This window comes from Beijerinckia sp. 28-YEA-48 (assembly GCF_900104955.1).
In the GTDB taxonomy this organism is placed as follows: Bacteria; Pseudomonadota; Alphaproteobacteria; order Rhizobiales; family Beijerinckiaceae; genus Terripilifer.
The window spans coordinates 3958626-3975805 of the sequence record NZ_FNSI01000001.1 but is presented as its reverse complement, the minus strand read 5'-3'; the positions used below and the strand labels follow the sequence as shown (position 1 = coordinate 3975805).

At 63.3% G+C, this 17180-nt stretch carries 15 protein-coding genes; 1 reads left to right on the top strand and 14 read right to left on the bottom strand.

Features of this window, described 5'->3' with window-relative positions; genetic code table 11:
* The first annotated feature begins 16 nt into the window (after positions 1 to 16).
* Positions 17 to 562, top strand: a complete 546-nt coding sequence (locus BLW50_RS18550; RefSeq protein WP_090705220.1) for a GcrA family cell cycle regulator — start codon at positions 17 to 19, stop codon at positions 560 to 562.
* Between the two features lie 75 nt (positions 563 to 637).
* Here BLW50_RS18550 and phoB read toward each other — a convergent pair whose 3' ends face one another.
* The 14 genes from phoB to BLW50_RS18480 form a co-directional block, all read right to left on the bottom strand.
* Entirely contained in the window at positions 638 to 1366 is a 729-nt protein-coding gene (gene phoB / locus BLW50_RS18545; protein WP_244544312.1) for a phosphate regulon transcriptional regulator PhoB, read from the bottom strand.
* A 46-nt stretch (positions 1367 to 1412) separates the two neighbouring features.
* Positions 1413 to 2135, bottom strand: a complete 723-nt coding sequence (phoU, locus tag BLW50_RS18540; RefSeq protein ID WP_090709341.1) for a phosphate signaling complex protein PhoU — start codon at positions 2133 to 2135, stop codon at positions 1413 to 1415.
* Positions 2136 to 2156: 21 nt separating this feature from the next.
* Positions 2157 to 2975 (bottom strand): phosphate ABC transporter ATP-binding protein PstB, encoded by an 819-nt coding sequence (gene pstB / locus BLW50_RS18535; RefSeq protein ID WP_090705216.1) that lies wholly within the window; start codon positions 2973 to 2975, stop codon positions 2157 to 2159.
* Positions 2972 to 3817: a phosphate ABC transporter permease PstA gene (gene pstA, locus BLW50_RS18530; RefSeq protein WP_090705214.1), complete on the bottom strand. Its 846-nt coding sequence runs from the start codon at positions 3815 to 3817 to the stop codon at positions 2972 to 2974. Before pstA ends, pstB begins: the two co-directional genes overlap by 4 nt.
* A 3-nt stretch (positions 3818 to 3820) precedes the next feature.
* Positions 3821 to 4822 (bottom strand): phosphate ABC transporter permease subunit PstC, encoded by a 1002-nt coding sequence (pstC, locus tag BLW50_RS18525; protein WP_090705212.1) that lies wholly within the window; start codon positions 4820 to 4822, stop codon positions 3821 to 3823.
* A gap of 89 nt (positions 4823 to 4911) precedes the next feature.
* Positions 4912 to 5934, bottom strand: a complete 1023-nt coding sequence (pstS, locus tag BLW50_RS18520; RefSeq protein WP_090705210.1) for a phosphate ABC transporter substrate-binding protein PstS — start codon at positions 5932 to 5934, stop codon at positions 4912 to 4914.
* A gap of 147 nt (positions 5935 to 6081) precedes the next feature.
* Positions 6082 to 7131 carry an ATP-binding protein gene (locus BLW50_RS18515; RefSeq protein ID WP_090705208.1) on the bottom strand — a complete coding sequence of 350 codons (1050 nt, stop codon included), beginning with the start codon at positions 7129 to 7131 and terminating at the stop codon, positions 6082 to 6084.
* A 195-nt stretch (positions 7132 to 7326) separates the two neighbouring features.
* Positions 7327 to 8328, bottom strand: a complete 1002-nt coding sequence (locus tag BLW50_RS18510; RefSeq protein WP_090705206.1) for a lysylphosphatidylglycerol synthase transmembrane domain-containing protein — start codon at positions 8326 to 8328, stop codon at positions 7327 to 7329.
* A gap of 71 nt (positions 8329 to 8399) precedes the next feature.
* Positions 8400 to 11285 (bottom strand): EAL domain-containing protein, encoded by a 2886-nt coding sequence (locus tag BLW50_RS18505; RefSeq protein ID WP_090705204.1) that lies wholly within the window; start codon positions 11283 to 11285, stop codon positions 8400 to 8402.
* Between the two features lie 90 nt (positions 11286 to 11375).
* Positions 11376 to 12050 carry a GNAT family N-acetyltransferase gene (locus BLW50_RS18500; RefSeq protein ID WP_090705202.1) on the bottom strand — a complete coding sequence of 225 codons (675 nt, stop codon included), beginning with the start codon at positions 12048 to 12050 and terminating at the stop codon, positions 11376 to 11378.
* Positions 12051 to 12076: 26 nt separating this feature from the next.
* Positions 12077 to 13483, bottom strand: a complete 1407-nt coding sequence (gene thrC, locus BLW50_RS18495) for a threonine synthase (RefSeq protein ID WP_090705200.1) — start codon at positions 13481 to 13483, stop codon at positions 12077 to 12079.
* A gap of 177 nt (positions 13484 to 13660) precedes the next feature.
* On the bottom strand, positions 13661 to 15883 hold the full coding sequence (locus BLW50_RS18490; protein ID WP_090705198.1) for a xanthine dehydrogenase family protein molybdopterin-binding subunit: 2223 nt from the start codon (positions 15881 to 15883) through the stop codon (positions 13661 to 13663).
* 3 nt (positions 15884 to 15886) lie between these two features.
* The gene (locus BLW50_RS18485; protein ID WP_090705196.1) at positions 15887 to 16342 is read right to left on the bottom strand and encodes a (2Fe-2S)-binding protein; all 456 of its coding nucleotides are present in this window, start codon (positions 16340 to 16342) and stop codon (positions 15887 to 15889) included.
* A 45-nt stretch (positions 16343 to 16387) separates the two neighbouring features.
* A complete protein-coding gene (locus tag BLW50_RS18480; protein ID WP_170850234.1) occupies positions 16388 to 17089 on the bottom strand; it encodes a 4'-phosphopantetheinyl transferase family protein in 702 nt (233 codons plus the stop codon).
* Between the last annotated feature and the right edge of the window lie 91 nt (positions 17090 to 17180).

Here is a 17180-nt window from a genome sequence, read left to right as displayed (position 1 = left end):
GATTTAGGAGAAGAGAATGTCCTGGACCGATGAGCGCGTTGAGACGCTCCGTAAACTTTGGTCGGATGGTCATAGCGCAAGTCAGATTGCCGCCGAGATCGGCAACGGCATCACGCGTAATGCCGTGATCGGCAAAGTGCATCGGCTGGGATTGTCCGGTCGCGTCAAAGCGCCGTCCACGACGGTGGCGCGCCCGCGCGTTTCGCAGCCGCGTGTCCATCGGCCTGCGGCGGTTCAGAGATCGAGTTCGATGGGTGGTGGAATGGTGCGTGGTAATACCGCATTGGCCTTCGCCCCGCGCGCTTATGAAGCGCCGGTGCTGAAGACGATTGAGGAAGTCGTGCTGCCGATGTCCGAGCGCGTGACGATCATGGAGCTCAAGGAGTCCATGTGTCGCTGGCCGCTGGGCGATCCGGCGACGTCGGAATTCCGCTATTGCGGCGGCAAGTCCGATCCCGGCGCGACCTATTGCCCCTATCATTCGCGCATGGCCTATCAGCCGGCGCAGGATCGCCGTCGCGATCGTTCCAAGAACCCGCAGATGTTGATGCGGCCTTCCTGAGAAACTGACGGCCTGAAAAATTTAAAGGCGTGTGATTCAATCACACGCCTTTTTCTTTTCGAATGTGCTGGCCGACTATTCCCGCTCGAAGGTTTCGTCGAAGGAATAACCGGCGCCGCGCACGGTGCGCAGCGGATCGCGCTCGCGCCCGCGGCTGATCGCCTTGCGCAGGCGGCCGATATGCACGTCGACCGTGCGCTCGTCGATGTCGATCGACAGGCCCCAGACGGCATCGAGCAATTGCGCGCGCGAGAAGACGCGGCCGGGCTTTTCCATCAGATGTTCAAGCAGCCGGAATTCGGTCGGACCCAGATGCAATTCGCGGCCGTTGCGATGGACGCGCCGTGTTTCGCGATCGAGCTCGATCGGTCCGCGCTGCAGCTTGGTGGCGATGCGTTCCGGCCGCGAGCGACGCAACAAGGCATGCACCCGCGCCATCAGCTCGGGCACCGAGAACGGCTTGACCACATAGTCGTCGGCGCCGACCGAAAGGCCGCGTATCCGTTCCTGCTCCTCGCCACGGGCGGTGAGCATGATCACCGGTAGGCCCTTGGTGATCTCGCGCGCCCGCAGCCTGCGGCAGATTTCGAGGCCCGAGACCCCCGGAAGCATCCAGTCGAGGATCAGAAGGTCGGGCACTTCTTCGGCGAGGCGGATTTCCGCCTCGTCGCCCCGTTCAATCCGCTCCACGGTGAATCCAGCCGCCTCCAGATTGTAGGCAAGCAGCAGCGCGATGGCTGGCTCATCCTCAACGATGAGGATGCGCGGGGCCGTCGCCTCGTTGCGTGGACGCCTGTCACTCACTGACACGGGTTTCGATTCATTCGTGAAAGTCTGCATGGATCAGCCTCTACTTTGCTGCCGCTGCTTGAGGTTCAAGGCCCGATGATCCACCCTTGGGCCGCTCCACCGGCAGCGGTTCGCCGGTGACGAGGTAATGCACGGTCTCTGCGATATTCGTCGCGTGATCGCCGATCCGTTCGATGTTCTTCGAACAGAACAGCAGATGGGTGCAGAACGAAATGTTGCGCGGATCTTCCATCATGAAGGTGAGAAGATCGCGGAAGACGGAGTCTTCCAGCGCATCGACATCGGCATCGCGGCGCCACACTTCATCGGCCTGCGCCACGTTCTTTTGCGCATAGGCATCGAGAACGTTCTTCAGCTGGATGGCGGCGATATCGGCCATATGCTTGAGGCCGACCAGCGTGCGCGGCACGCGCATATCGCCGGAAATCTTCGCTGTCCGCTTGGCGATGTTCTTGCAGAGATCGCCGACACGCTCCAGATCGCTAGCGATATGGATGGCGGCGACGAGTTCGCGCAGATCGACAGCCATGGGCTGGCGCCGCGCGATAGTGAGAACGGCTTTCTCCTCGATCTCGCGCTGCAAGGCGTCGAGCTTCGGGTCGCGTTCGATGGTGCGGCGAGCCAGGTCCGCATCGAGGCGCGAGAGCGCGTCGATCGCGTCATAAAGCATTTTCTCCGCGATCCCGCCCATTTCGGCGAGGCGGCTGCCGATGAAGTGCAGCTCCTCGTCATAGGCTTTTACGGTGTGTTGGTCGGTGGTCATCATAATCTCCGGAATCCTGTCTCAGCCGAAGCGGCCAGTGATGTAATCCTGCGTCTGCTTCTGTTCCGGCGACATGAAGATCTTCGAGGTTTCGTCGAACTCGATCAGATCGCCGAGATACATGAATGCTGTTTTGTCGGAGCAGCGGGCCGCTTGCTGCATGTTGTGCGTGACGATGGCGATCGTGTAGCGCGACTTCAGCTCGTCGATCAGCTCTTCGATCTTGGCGGTCGAAATCGGATCGAGCGCCGAGCAGGGCTCGTCGAACAGGATCACTTCCGGGCGGATGGCCACGGTGCGGGCGATGCACAGGCGCTGCTGCTGGCCGCCCGAAAGGCTGAGCCCGCTGGCATTGAGCTTGTTCTTCACTTCTTCCCACAAAGCGGAGCCGCGCAGCGCCGCCTCGACCCGGCCGTCGAGCTCGCTCTTCGGCAGTTTCTCATAGAGTTTGATGCCGAAGGCGATGTTGTCATAGATCGTCATCGGAAACGGCGTCGGCTTCTGGAACACCATGCCGACACGGGCGCGCAGCAGATTGATGTCGAGCTTGGGATCGAGAACGTTCTGCCCGTCGAGCAGAACATCGCCCTCGGCGCGCTGGTTCGGATAGAGATCGTACATCCGGTTGAGGATGCGCAGCAGTGTGGACTTGCCGCAGCCCGACGGGCCGATGAAAGCCGTGACCTTGTTGGTCTCCAGGTCAAGGTTGATGTTCTTCAGGGCTTTTGTCGTTCCGTAATAGAAGTTGAGGTTACGGATCGAAAGCTTGATGTCGGACGCGGCGGGACGGTTCACCGGATTCGTGTCGACAGGCTTGAGAACGGTGGCACTCTCACTCATTTCGGCTTCCTTTCGGCGCCCAGGATGCGGGCAACAATGTTCAGGGTCAGAACCGCGGTGGTGATCAGCAGGGCGCCGGTCCAGGCGAGCTGCTTCCAGTTCGGATCTGGGTTGTTGACGAAGTTGTTGATGGTGACGGGCAGGTTGGCCATGGTCGTCGTCAGGTTCACGCTCCAGAACTGGTTGCTCAGGGCCGTGAACAGGAGCGGCGCGGTCTCGCCGGCGACGCGGGCGGTGGCCAACAGCACGCCGGTGATGAGGCCGGCGCGGGCTGCCGAATAGGACACCCGCGTGATCACATAGGCGCGCGGCATGCCGAGCGCCGAAGCCGCTTCCCGGAGCTGATTTGGCACCAGGTTCAGCATGTCCTCGGTGGTGCGTACCACCACGGGGATGACGATCACCGCCAAGGCGATGGAACCGGCGAGGCCCGAGAAGCCACCCATCGGCACAACGATCGCCCCGTAGATGAACAGGCCGATGATGATCGAGGGCGCGCTCAGCAGGATGTCGTTGACGAAGCGGATCACATTGGTGAGCCGCGAGTAGCGGCCATATTCAGCGAGCCACGTACCAGCGAGGAGGCCAAGCGGCGTGCCGATGGCAACGCCGATGCTCGTCATGATGAGCGAGCCGACGATGGCATTGAGCAGGCCGCCGTCTTGGGCGCCCGGCGGCGGCGTCATCTGCGTGAAGACACGCGGATGCAGGCCGACCAGTCCATTGACCAGCAGCGTATAGAGGATGAGGCACAGCCAGCCGACGCCGAAGATGGCGGCGGCATAGCACAGCGTCTTGATGACTTTGTCGAAGCGGCGGCGAGAGGCGTAGATCGAGTTCATCGGTCACACTCCCGCTTTGCGTTCGAGGCGGCGCAGCATCAGCCGGGCGGCCGTGAGCACGCAGAAGGTCAGGACGAAGAGCAACAGGCCGAGCAGGATCAGGGCCGACTGGTGCAGACCGTCGCTTTCGGCGAATTCACTGGCGATGGCGGCGGAGATCGTCGTGCCCGGGGCGAAGATCGACCCGGTGATCTTGAACGAATTGCCGATGATGAAAGTCACCGCCATCGTCTCGCCGAGCGCGCGGCCCAGCGCCAGCATGACGCCGCCGATGACACCGACGCGGGTGTAAGGCAGCACCACGTTGCGCACCACTTCCCAGGTCGTGCAGCCGACGCCGTAAGCAGCTTCCTTCAGCACCGGCGGCACCGTGGCGAACACGTCGCGCGAGATCGCCGTGATGAACGGCAGGATCATGATCGACAGCACCAGCGAGGCGTTGAACAGGCTGAGATTGGAAGCGGGTCCCTGGAAGATCGTGTTGAGGACCGGCACATTGGCGAAGGCGGAGACGATGGCCGGTTCGAAATGGTCGGCGAGGAAGGGGCCGAGCACGAAGAAGCCCCACATGCCGTAGATGATCGAGGGGATGCCGGCGAGCAGTTCGATCGCGACGGCGATCGGCTGGCGCAGCACCGGCGGGCAGAGTTCGGTGAGGAAGATGGCGATGCCCAGGCCGACGGGCACCGCGATGGCCATGGCGATCAGCGAGGTGACGATGGTGCCGTAGATCGGTCCCAGGGCGCCGAGGATCGGTTGCGGCTGGAGCGAAGGCGCCCAGCGCTGCGTGAAGAGGAAATCGAGGCCAAAGGCGCGGATCGCCGGCCAGGCACCGATGATGAGCGACACGATGATGCCGCCGAGAATAAGCAGGACGAACAGCGCGGAAACGCGTGTCAGCCAGTAGAAAGTCTGGTCACCTAATTTGAATGCACTGAGCGCGCGGGCGCGATCAAATGCAGGTTCGGCCGCTGTTCGTGCTGGTTCTAACGCCATGTCCGTCATGTACGCCCCTTGTTACTTTTGCCGCCACGCCTGAACGGATGTCCCCAATGAGAGACGAGGCGGGTTGCACCCGCCCCGCCAGCGTTAATTCACTTGGCCTTGATTTCGTCGGCCCAGGTCTTCTTGACGAGACCGACAACCGAGGTCGGCATCGGAATGTAGTCGAGTTCTTCGGCCATCTTGCCGCCCTTGTCATAGGACCAGCTGAAGAACTTCAGCGCTTCGGAAGAAGCCGCCTTATCGGCCGGGTCCTTGTACATCAGGATGAAGGTCGCGGCGGTGATCGGCCACGACTTGTCGCCCGGCTGGTCGGTCAGGATCTGGTAATAGCCCGGCGAATGCGCCCAATCGGCATTGGCAGCGGCAGCCTGGAAGGCTTCGATCGTCGGCTGAACATGCTTGCCGGCCTTGTTGACCATGCCGGTGTAGGTCAGCTTGTTCTGCTTGGCATAGGCATATTCGACATAGCCGATGGAGTTCTTCGTCTGGGCCACGTTGCCGGCGACGCCGTCATTGCCACGGGCGCCAACGCCAACCGGCCATTCGACCGCCTGGCCGGAACCGATCTTCGTCTGCCAATCCGAGCTCGCCTTGGCGAGATAGTCGGTGAAGTTGAAGGTCGTGCCCGAGCCGTCCGAACGACGGACCACGGTGATCGCGGTGCTCGGCAGGTTGACCTTCGGGTTCAGCTGCTTGATCGCGGCGTCGTCCCAGGTCTTGACGGTGCCGAGATAGATGTTGGCCAGGGTCTTGCCGTCGAGGACGATTTCGCCCGGCTTGATGCCGTCGAGGTTCACAACCGGAACGATCGCGCCCATCACCATCGGCCATTGAACGAGACCGGACTTGTCGAGGTCTTCCTTCTTCAGCGGCGCGTCGGTGGCGCCGAAGGTCACGGTCTTGGCCTGGATCTGCTTGATGCCGGCGCCCGAGCCGATCGACTGATAGTTCAAGCCGTTGCCGGTCTCTTTCTTGTAGGCGTCAGCCCACTTCGAATAGATAGGGAAAGGGAAGGTCGCGCCGGCGCCGGTGATGTCGGCGGCGTTGGCGACAGATGCCGCCCCAGTCAGGCCCGCGACCAGCGCGAGGCCAAGAAATTTGTTGAGGTACATGAAACGCCTCTTGGGTTTGGTTTTGGATTTCCAGGGCCATGACGAGGTATCCGTCATCGGCCTGGCAGTTCCTTAACGCGCCCGCATAGGCTTTTTGCGACAATTAGAAGACACTATTATGACATAGTATGTCATTGATAGAAATGATTATTTCTTGAGGGTAACGCGAAACGTGCTGCCAGCCCCAAGGGTGCTCTCAACCGACAGCCGGCCGCGATGGCGGGATACGATATGTTTGACAATTGCCAAGCCCAGGCCCGTGCCGCCTTTGGCCCGGCTGGTCGGCGCATCGACCCGGTAAAAGCGTTCGGTCAGTCGCGGCAGGTGCTCGGGCGGAATGCCGGGGCCATTGTCGCGCACTTCGAACGTCGTCATGCCGCTGCTTTCGGTCACTGAGACGGAGACCCGCTGCGGCGAGGCGCCACCGGCGCCGTATTTGATGGCGTTCTCGACCAGGTTTTCCGCTACGCGGATCAGCTCGTCGCGATCGCCGGCGACCATCGCGGTCTTTGGCGTGTCGACGATCAGCTCGACGCCGCCGTCATTGGCGACCGGCGCCAGGGTGTCGATGACATGGCGCACGATGGCGACCAGATCGACCGGCGTCTGCGGCCGCACGTGTTCGTTCTGTTCGATGCGCGACAGCGACAAGAGGTCGTCGACCAGCCGGGTCATGCGCCGCGCCTGGTCGCGCATGATGCCGAGAAACTGCTCGCGCGCTGCGGTATCTTCCTTGGCCGGCCCCTGCAGGGTCTCAATGAAACCGAGCAGGGAGGCGAGCGGCGTGCGCAGTTCGTGGCTGGCGTTGGCGATGAAGTCGACGCGCATGCGCTCGACCCGGCGCGCTTCGGTCAGGTCGCGGAATTCGATGACGGCGGCGCGATAGCCCTCGAAGGTAAAGGCTGAAACGTAGACCTCGAACAGGCGCTCCACCGGCACTGGCTCGTTCCACAGCACGCATTCGCGGTCGCCGCCATCGAGGATGCGGTGCACCGCATCGAGAATGTCGGGCGCCCGCACGCTGAGCGTCAGGGCGCTGCCGACGGTCGCATTGGTGAATAAAATCCGAGCGCCGCCGTTGGTGGCGATGATGCGGCGATTGCGGTCAGCCACCAGAACCGGGTCAGGCAGGGCACCGATGAGGGCGGTGACGATCTGGCTATGGTCGGCTTCGGCGTGGGTTTTGGCGTCGTTCATGCCCGTCCTGTCGCTACATGCCGCTGCGGTGAGGCGTAGAGCGAAGCGCTTCGCTTCGCAAGATCCAGCGGTCCAGCGCTGTCTATGTCAGCTACGTGACGGGTTTGCGTCAGCGTGATCGCGATTGGTCCCCAAAGCGTTTCACAGCTCGACGGAATCGTCGAGCGCCATGAAGACGCGTCAAACCAATTAACCTTAGGTGGAGCCTGAGAGGCGCAGGCGCGCCCGCACTTCATGGGCTCCGAAGATCAGCAGACCGATCACGAAGGGGCCGAAATAATAGACCACGCGAAACAGCAGCAGCCCGGCCAGCAGTGCCTCGGCCGAAACGCCTGGAACCGCCTTCAGGAAGGTGGCCTCGAACGGCCCGATCCCGCCTGGCACATTGCTGGCGGCCCCCGCCGTGACGGCGAACACATAGACCGCGATATAGGTGATGAAGTCGAGACCGTGGCCTGCGGGCAGCAGCATATAAAGAGCGGAGCCGGCGCACAGGAGATCGCAGCAGCTGACGACAATCTGCGCCAGCGTCAGTTTCAGGCCCGGCAGCTCAAGGGCGACGTTCTTGATGTGCAGCCGGCGCGCGCCACTGCCGACATAGAGGCACCAGAGCGCGACGGCTCCAAGGACCGCCCAGCCAAGCGCCATATTGATTCCGACGGCCAGTTTATCGAGTTCGGCCAGCTGCGGCGCGCGCAGCACCAGGGCGAGACCGACCAGAACATTCATGCCGAGCCAGAACTGCAAGCTGCACAGCATGACGAGACGGGCGACATTGCCGGCGGAGACGCCGACGCGCGAATAGATGGCATAGCGTGCGGCGCTGCCCGTCAGCAGCGGGAAGCCGAGGGTGAAAGACATCGAATAGGCGCAGAACGAACCCATCGCGGCGGTACGATAGGGCACGGGCTCGCGCAATTGCTTGAGCCCGATAAAATCATAGAAGGTGAGCGCCAGGTAGGAGCCGCAGCCGAAGGCGAGCGCCAAGGCGATATGGGTCCACGATGTGGCGTGGATGGCCGTGGCAACCTGGCCGAAGTCGAGACGGGCCAGAACCTGCGCCACCACGTAAACCGAGAAACCCAGGATGGCCAGGCTGACCGCCATGCCGGCGATGCCGAGCCAGCGATTGCCGTTGCCTCCCTTGTCCGCTTTCGCGTTGGTCGTGTCTGTGTCTGACTCTGAGTCCTGGGCCATCGATATGCTGAATGCTTTCGAGGAGCGTGCGAGGGTGCGGCGGCCAGCGGTTCTCGGGAAATTTGGCGAGACTAGCTGGCCCGCGCCAGCGGTTCATCCGGCGGGGCGCCGACGAGCTTGCGGGCATCCAGAGCGCTGATCGGCTGGCCGAAGGCATAGCCCTGGGCGAATTCACAGCCGAGCTGGTAGAGCTCGATCGTATCGCTTTCGGTCTCAGCGCCTTCGGCAACGACTTCCATGCCCAGATCGTGCGCCATGGCGATCACCGAGCGCAGCAGCACCGGGCGCGCGCCGCGCGCATCGGGGCGCACGAAGCTCTTGTCGATCTTGATCGTGTCGAAGGGGAAGCGCTGCAGATAAGCGAGCGACGAATGGCCGGTGCCGAAATCGTCGAGCGCCAGGCCGGCGCCGAGTTCGCGAATCCGCTGCAGCATCTGCGCCGCGTATTCGGGATTTTCCATCACGAGGCTTTCGGTCAGTTCGAGCTTCAGGGTGCCGCGATGCACGCCTGAGCGAGTCAGCACGGCCTTCACGTCGTTCAGAAGGTCGTGTCTGAGCAATTGTCGTGACGATACGTTGACGCTGGCGAAAATCGGCGGCGTCACGTCGAGCGCCCGTTGCCAGGCGGCGAGTTCGCGCGCCGTCCGGTCGAGCACGAAAATGCCAAGATCGATGATCAGCCCGGTTTCTTCAGCGATCGGGATGAAGTCCGCCGGGTTGAGGCGGCCAAAGCGCGGATGATCCCAACGCAGCAGCGCCTCGAAACCGGCGATGGTGCGATCTTCCAGGCGCACGATGGGCTGGAAGACGATCTTGATCTCGCCGCGTTCCAATGCTCGCCGCAGGTCGGTCTCGAGCGCCAGCCGGTCGGTCTGCTGCGAGCGCATGCCGGGGCGGAAGAATTCGACGCGGTTGCCGCCGAATTTCTTGGCATGGGCGGCGGCGAGCAGCGCGTCCTTCAGCATGTCTTCGTGGCGGCGATGCAATTGCGGATCGAACAGAGCGATGCCGATCGAGCCGGTGAGGGCGAATTCGCGATCGCTGATCGTCACCGGCGTCAACAGATTGCGCCGCAGATTGTCGGCGATCTGGATGATCGCGTTGCTGTCCTTCTCGGAGGTCAGGATGATGCCGAACTCGTCGCTCGACAGCCGCGCCAAGGTGTCCTGCGGCTTGACCAGGCGTGTCAGGCGCCGGGCGATGGTGAGCAGCACGGAATCGCCGCCCGGGATGCCGAACGCCTCGTTGACTTGGCGGAACCGGTCGATGTCGATGGCGATCACTGTCGGGCGCATTTCGCGATCGACTTGGGCCTGAGTCAAAACGGTGTCGAGACGGTCGAAGAAGATTTCCCGATTCGGCAGGCCGGTCAGATTGTCGTGCACGGCATCGTGCAGCAGCCGTTCCTCGGCGGTCTTCGGTTCGGTGATGTCGCCCAGCGTACCGATGACGCGGATCACTTCGCCGTCGGCGCCGACCACGGGCCGCGCCTTCAGATGGAACCAGGAGTAATGACCGTCGACGGCGCGCAGGCGGAAGTCGAGGCTGATGCGGCCGCGCCGCTGTTCCAGCACGGCATCGAGACAGGCGGTGTATTTGTCGCGGTCGAAGGGATGCAGCACGTCGAACCAGCCGGCGGCCGGGCCTTCGAGCGCGCCGCGCTTGAGGCCGAGCAGCACTTCCAGTTCCGGGCTGGCATAGATGCGATCCGACACCACGTCCCAGTCGAAAACGATATCGCCGGAGCCAGTCAAAGCCAGGGCGCGGCGCTCGCTGTCGGAGACGCTGCCGTGGCCGATGCCGCCGCCAGCAAAAGCGATCTGCAAAACGGTGAAGCCGATCAGCATGACGATCAGGACGAGGCCGCCGATCAGCGCTGGCGAGACGAGGTCGCCAACGAGCGAGCCGGTCACCGTATAGCCGGCGGCAATCATCCAGACGAGCAGCAGGAACCAGGTCGGGATCAGCATGATCGCGCGATCGGAGCCGAGCGTCGACAGGTAGATGACCAGGATGAAACCGGCGACGGCGATGGCGGCGAGCGAAATGCGCGCGACACCCGCGGCGACCGGCGCGTCATAAACGGCAAGGCCGACGAGCGCCGCCAGGAACAACAGCCAGACGCCGGTGACGTGGGATGCGCGCACGTGCCAGCGGCTGAGATTGAGATAGGCGAAGAGGAACACCAGCAGCGTGGCCGCCAGAACCGTCTCGGCGCCGGCGCGCCACACCCGGTCGGAATCGCCGACGATGCCGACAAGCTTGGTCCAGAAGCCGAAATCGATGCAGACATAGGCGAGCACCGCCCAGGCCAGCGCCGCCGCGGCGGGGAAGATCACCGCGCCCTTGACGACGAAAACGATGGTGAGAAACAGCGCTAGCAGGCCGGCGATGCCAATGACGATACCTTTATAAAGCGTCAGGCTCGTCACCTTGTCTTTATAGGCGTCCGGCTCCCACAGATAGATTTGCGGCAGGTTCGGCGTGCGCAGCTCGGCGACATAGGTGACGGTGCTGCCCGGATCGAGTGTCAGGCGGAAAACGTCGGCGTCGGCGCTGTCTTCGCGCTCGGGCGGAAAGCCCTGGCTGGCGGTGATGGCGGCGATGCGCGAGGCGCCGAGATCGGGCCAGATGACGCCGGAACCCGCGAGGCGGAAATGCGGCGCCACGATCAGCCGTTCGATCTGCTCGTTGGTGTCGTTGGTGAAGGCGAAGACGATCCAGGCCGGTTGCGTGCCTGGTTGCGCGGCGCTGACTTCGATGCGTCGGACGATGCCATCGGCACCCGGCGCGGTCGACACCTGCAGACGGTCGCCTTCGCCGGAATAGTGCTCGACCTGTTGCGTCAGGTCGATGGCCTTGGAGTCGAGGGGAACGCGAATAGGTTCAACGGCTCCGGCGCCAGAGGCGACGAGCGTTGTGACCGCAAACAGCAGAAGGACAAGAAACCGGCGCAATTGAGCCCGTCGTGGTTAACGCGGCCGCAGCCGAGGAATTCTAGGATTGCCCTGGCCAGGGCTTAGTGGCATTGGCCCAGAACGGTGTCTTTAGTGTGATTGGTACCCCTTGCCGAATAGCTGGGCAAGTTTTCCTGAGCGGGTTGTGGCATTTGCTTCAATCTTTGTTTCAGGGGCATCAGGCAGGGGATCGCTATCGAGAATGGCGAAGAGCACATGATCCTGCCACGCCCCGTTAATCCGCAGATAGGCGCGGGCATAGCCCTCCCGCTTGAAACCGCTGCGCTCCAAAAGTCGGATCGAGCGGTCATTGTGCGGCAGGCAGGCGGCTTCGATACGATGCAGCCTGAGCGTGGCGAAGGCCCAGACCAGGGTCGCCCGCACGGCGCGCGACATATAGCCCTGGCCGGCATGGGCTTCGCCCATCCAATAGCCCAATGTGCCGGTCTGCGACACACCGCGCCGGATCTGGCCTAAGGTCAGGCCACCCAGCAACGCGTGGTCGGAGGCGCGGAACACGAAAAACGGGAAAGCTTCGTCCCGTTCCATCTCCTCGGCCTGCCGCCGCAGGCGCCGCCGATAGGCCGAGCGGGTCAGGTCGTCGACCGGCCAGGTCGGCTCCCAGGGGACAAGAAACGTCCGGCTCTTCTCGCGCAGCTCCGCCCAGGGCCCGAAGTCCTGTTGCACGGGCGGGCGCAGGTAAACCCCTTCGCCGCGGATGAAATTGGCCGGCTCATTTGCCGGCCCAAGCCGAAACAGCGCCATCGTAACCCCCTGCGCGCCTCGGTCGGTTAGGGGCGGGCGGCGCGGGCGCGCTCGCGGACAAACCGTTCAATGGCGCCCTGGTCGTTGGGCAGAACGGTGAAATGTTCGCGCGCTTCGGCGAGTTTCGCAAGATGCGGCGGCAACGGCGCGCTCGAGCCGGTCGCTTTTTTCACCGCATCGCCGAATTTGGCCGGGTGGGCGGTGCCGAGCACCACCATCGGCACCGACGGGTTTTTCGCCAAAGCCTTGCGGCCGGCATGGACGCCGACGGCGGTGTGCGGGTCGATCAGCAGGCCGCATTCGCTGTGGACGCGGCTCATTTCATTGGCCGTTCCAGTTTCGCCGGTGCGGAAGGCGTCGAACTCGGCGCGAATCTTGGCGAGCGCATCCTGCGGCAGCGTGAATCGGCCCGATTGCTGCAGCGAGGCCATCAGGGCGCGCACGGTCGCAGCATCCCGGCCGCAGGCGTCGAACATCAGCCGCTCGAAATTCGACGACACCTGAATGTCCATCGACGGCGACTGAGTCGGCACCACGCCGCGCACTTCATAGGTGCCATTGGCGAGCGTGCGTTCGAGAATGTCGTTCTCATTGGTGGCGACCACCAGGCGGTCCACCGGCAGGCCCATGCGCTTGGCGATATAGCCGGCGAGAATGTCGCCGAAATTGCCTGTCGGTACGGTGAAGGACACGGGCCGGTGCGGGCCGCCAAGCACGGCGGCGCTGGTGAAATAATAAACCGTCTGGGCAACGACACGGGCCCAGTTGATCGAATTGACGCCGGACAGTTTCATGCTGTCGCGGAAGCCATGATTGTTGAACAGCCCTTTCAGGATCGACTGGCAATCGTCGAATGTGCCTTCGAGCGCGATCGTATGGATGTTTGGCGCGTCGATCGTGGTCATCTGCTTGCGCTGGATGTCCGAGACGCGGCCGTGCGGATACATAATGAAGACGTCGACCTGATCGAGACCGCGAAACGCCTCGATTGCGGCGGCGCCCGTGTCGCCCGACGTGGCGCCGACGATGGTGGCGCGCTCGCCGCGCGCCTTCAGCGCATGGTCCATCATGCGCCCGAGCAATTGCATCGCCACGTCCTTGAAGGCGAGCGTCGGGCCATGGAACAGTTCGAGGATAAAGAGATTGTCGCCGATCTGCGTCAGCGGTGTCACCGCCGGATGGCGGAACTGCGCATAGGCATCGTCGAGCATCGCCCGAAAGGCGGTCGGTGCGATTTCGTCGCCGACGAACGGGCCGATCACCGTTTCCGCCACCTGCGCATAGGGCTGGCCAGCAAAGCCGGCGATGGTCTCGCGCGGCAGGGCCGGGAACATCTCGGGAACATAAAGGCCACCGTCACGGGCGAGCCCGGCCAGCAGAGCGTCGGTGAAGGAAAGCGCGGGGGCTTCGCCCCGCGTCGAAATATAGCGCACGGTGAACCTATCAGGGCATAGCGTTTCACAGTTTGGCGTAGCCAAACGCCATGAAGACGCGTCGAAAACAAGAGACCTAGGCAAAATCACGTTTCTATCGAAACGCGATTTGCTTTGAATTGCGCGCCGTCTGTAGCCCATTCTGGCGCTGACGCCAAAACCGGCCGGAAAACGACGCTACAGGGCCTGTTTCACCCGCTCCGGCGTCAGCGGCAGTTCGCGGTAGCGCACGCCGATCGCATCGAACACCGCATTGGCGAGCGCCGCGCCGGTCGGCCCCTGGGCGGCCTCGCCCGCCCCCAGGAACGGCAGGCCGGGTCGGTCGATCAGTTCGATGTCGATGCGCGGCACCTCGTTGAAGGTGAGGATCGGATAGCTGAGCCAATCCTCGCTGAGGACGCCGCTGTCGTCGAAACGCACCGCCTCCTTCAACGACCAGGACAGCGATTGCACGATGCCGCCCTCGATCTGGTTCTTCACCCCATCGGGAGAGACGATCTCGCCAGCATCATTGGCTGAGACCGCGCGCAGCACTTTGATCTTGCCGCTCGTGCGATCGACTTCAACCTCGAGGGCGACGGCGCAATAGGTCGCGACATTCTTATACATGGCATAGGCGATGCCGCGCCCACGGTTCGGCTGCTTCTGCCACGTCGACCAGCCGAACATCTCGGCCGTCTTTTGCAATACGGCGCGGGCCCGCTCGTTCTTCAAGCTGCGCAGGCGATATTCGACCGGATCGGCGTTGGCGCGATGCGCCAGCTCATCCATGAAGCTTTCGATGGAGAAGACATTGGCATAGGCGCCAAGCGCGCGTGTCGACGAAGCGCGCGCCGCGAACGAGGTGATGAAATGCGTCGTCACCTTCTGACCGAGGAATTCATACATGGGGATGGCGTTGCGATCGGCCGCATAGTTTGGCCCTCCGATGTTCACTGGTGTCGGGAGGGGAAAGGCCTTGGCCACCACCCCTCCTGCCAGCAGATTGCCGGCATTGTTGTTTGGTCGCGTCAGATGCGAGGTCGACCAGAGCTGATACTCCCAGTCGAGCACATTGCCGTCGCCGTCGAGGCCGGCCTTGACGCGGGTCAGCATGGCCGAACCATAGGGCTCCCACTTGTGCTCATCGTGGCGCATCCACTGCACGCGCACCGGGCGGCCGGGGAGGGCGCGCGCCAGGAGTGCGGCATCCGCCGCCACGTCGTCGGCGCCGTTGTGGCCGTAGCATCCTGAGCCCTGCACATGCTGGCAGCGCACCTTCTGCGGGGCGATGCCCAGCATCATGGCGATGGCATTGCGTGTTTCGAACACCGATTGGCTGTGGGTCTGGATCATCATCACCCCGTCAGCGCCGAGGGTGGCGAGCGCGCAGGACGGGCCGATCGAACCGTGCATCTGATAGGGCCGCCGATATTCCGCCTCGACCACGGTCGCCGCGGCGCGTCGATCCTTGCGCGGTTGATCCTTGATCGTGATGTCCTGCGGCTTTTGCGCCAGCAGCCAGTCATAGATGGTTTCGGACGTCGGCTGGCCCTTGAGTAGGGTCCAGCGCGCGGCCTCGCGTAAGGCGTCCGCGGCAGTGATGGCTTGCTCTTCGCGCGTGGCGATGACACCCAGGAAAGCGCCGTCGCGCACCACTTTGAGCACGCCGGGCAGCTTTTCGACGGCGGCGGTGTCGACCGATTGCAGCGTTGCACCATAGGCCGGCAGCCGCACCACGCGCCCATGCACCATGCCTTGCGGGCGCAAATCCTGCACGAAGATCGCTTGTCCCGTCATCTTGGCCGGCAGATCGATACGCGGGTGGCTTTTGCCGATGTAGCGGCGTTTGTCGCGCGGCCGCAGCGGTCCTTGCCCAGTGGCTTCAACCTCAAGTTCGCGGCCGCTGACCAGCTCCCAATAGCTGATCGCCTTGCCGTCACCCTTGATCGTGCCGTCCTCGACATCGAGCTTGGCGGCATCGACGCTCCATTTCTCAGCCGCCAGTTTGAGGAGCAGTTGTCGCGCATCGGCGGCGGCATGGCGCACGGCGGTGCCGCAGCCGGGCATGGACAGGGAGCCTGCGGTGGCGCCTTCGTTTGGCACCAGCTCGGTGTCACCCGATGTGATGACGATACGATCGAAGTCGACGCAGAGTTCGTCGGCGCAGATTTGTTGCACTGCTGTCAAAACGCCCTGGCCGATTTCGACCTTGCCGACCAGCAGGCGCACTTTGCCGCCGGCTTCGATGCGCAGCCACATCGACAGTTGGCGATTGGTTTGCAGATCGCCGGGCAAGCGTGCTGGTTCGCGCGGCGGGGTGCTCGGTGTCTGTGCGACAGCGGGAACGGTGAAGGCGACGAGCAATGATCCGCCGCCAGCCAGCACAGCGCGGCGTGAAGGGGTAAAGGGTGCGTTCATGGCTCAGGCCCCCTGTGCGGCGCGCAGCACGGCGCGGACGATGCGTTGGTGGGCCCCACAGCGACAGAGATTGTCGTCGAGTGCTTGTTTGACGTCGGTTTCGTTCGGATTGGGCTTGGCGTCGAGCAGCGCCTTGGCGCGCATGATCATGCCGTTTGAACAGTAGCCACACTGCGCCGCCTGTTCGTCGATAAAAGCCTGTTGCAGACGATGCGGCTTCTCCGCTGTGCCGAGGCCCTCAAGTGTCGTGATCGCACGGTCGGCCACCGCGCCTACGGGCGTGATGCAGGAGCGCGTCGGTTCACCGTCGATCAGCACGGTGCAGGCGCCGCATTGCGCCAGGCCGCAGCCGAACTTCGGCCCGTTCAATTGCAGGTCGTTGCGCAGCACGTAGAGCAGCGGGGCATCATCGGAAATCGCCAGATCATGCCGGCGGCCATTGACCGTGAGAACGGGCATCCTCTCCTCCCTTGTGCAGGCGGACGCCGTTGGAACGCGTCGCGCTCAGTCGTCTCTGACTATACACGACGCGATGATGGCCGCACCGTTGAGATCGAGGCGCCTAATGTCGCCGCCGGCCAGAGCGACGGATGTGTTGGCTTCGCTGATCGTGAGGCCCGCCGTGGTGAAAGAAATGGCGATTTTGCTTGGATCGCGGGTGAGGCCGTCGCCCAGGGCTTTCAGATAGGCCTCTTTGGCGGTCCAGATTTCGAGGAAAAATCGGTCGCGGGCGGCGCCGTCCAAGCCGGCGAGGGTTGCCCGTTCCTGGGGGTGCAACACGTCGATAATTGGTTCGGTTGTCGTTTCGGGCTCGAAATCGACCCCGATCGGCTTGGAGGACACCGCAAGCAGGGCCAGCGATCCACGGGCCGAGACTGAAATATAAGGGATTTGGCGCAGATTGCGCACCCGTGGCGCCCCGGCGGCGTCATAGGCGATGTCGATGGTTTCGGCCGTAACGCCGAGATGCAGTGCGACGAAGGTGCGCAGCGCCGCGCGGCGGGCGCGGAAATGGCGGCGGTCGCCGGCGGCCGGGCGGTTTTCGTCGTGGAGATCGCTCGGCAGCAAATCGGCCCGTAACAGCGGCGCGGCCCGGGGATCGCTGAGATCCACGGCCAAAACCCGAGCGGTTGCGGCGTTTCCCGCGGCCACCGGCGCCAGATTGTCGATCTCGTCGACGAAAAACCATTCAATCTCGACCGGCACGTCCAAAATCCCCGCTGCCCTGGTCCATTTGGCGCTGTGAGAGGGTGCCCGTCAAACCCTGAAAATTTCTGTCATCTTGCTGGTAATACGG

Bases quoted from the DNA above. Each gene is read 5' to 3' on its own strand.
- BLW50_RS18550 (WP_090705220.1), top strand. From the start codon at position 17: ATGTCCTGGACCGATGAGCGCGTTGAGACGCTCCGTAAACTTTGGTCG.
- phoU (WP_090709341.1), bottom strand. From the start codon at position 2,135: ATGACCACCGACCAACACACCGTAAAAGCCTATGACGAGGAGCTGCAC.
- pstB (WP_090705216.1), bottom strand. From the start codon at position 2,975: ATGAGTGAGAGTGCCACCGTTCTCAAGCCTGTCGACACGAATCCGGTG.
- pstA (WP_090705214.1), bottom strand. From the start codon at position 3,817: ATGAACTCGATCTACGCCTCTCGCCGCCGCTTCGACAAAGTCATCAAG.
- pstC (WP_090705212.1), bottom strand. From the start codon at position 4,822: ATGACGGACATGGCGTTAGAACCAGCACGAACAGCGGCCGAACCTGCA.
- pstS (WP_090705210.1), bottom strand. From the start codon at position 5,934: ATGTACCTCAACAAATTTCTTGGCCTCGCGCTGGTCGCGGGCCTGACT.
- BLW50_RS18515 (WP_090705208.1), bottom strand. From the start codon at position 7,131: ATGAACGACGCCAAAACCCACGCCGAAGCCGACCATAGCCAGATCGTC.
- BLW50_RS18510 (WP_090705206.1), bottom strand. From the start codon at position 8,328: ATGGCCCAGGACTCAGAGTCAGACACAGACACGACCAACGCGAAAGCG.
- BLW50_RS18500 (WP_090705202.1), bottom strand. From the start codon at position 12,050: ATGGCGCTGTTTCGGCTTGGGCCGGCAAATGAGCCGGCCAATTTCATC.
- BLW50_RS18490 (WP_090705198.1), bottom strand. From the start codon at position 15,883: ATGAACGCACCCTTTACCCCTTCACGCCGCGCTGTGCTGGCTGGCGGC.
- BLW50_RS18485 (WP_090705196.1), bottom strand. From the start codon at position 16,342: ATGCCCGTTCTCACGGTCAATGGCCGCCGGCATGATCTGGCGATTTCC.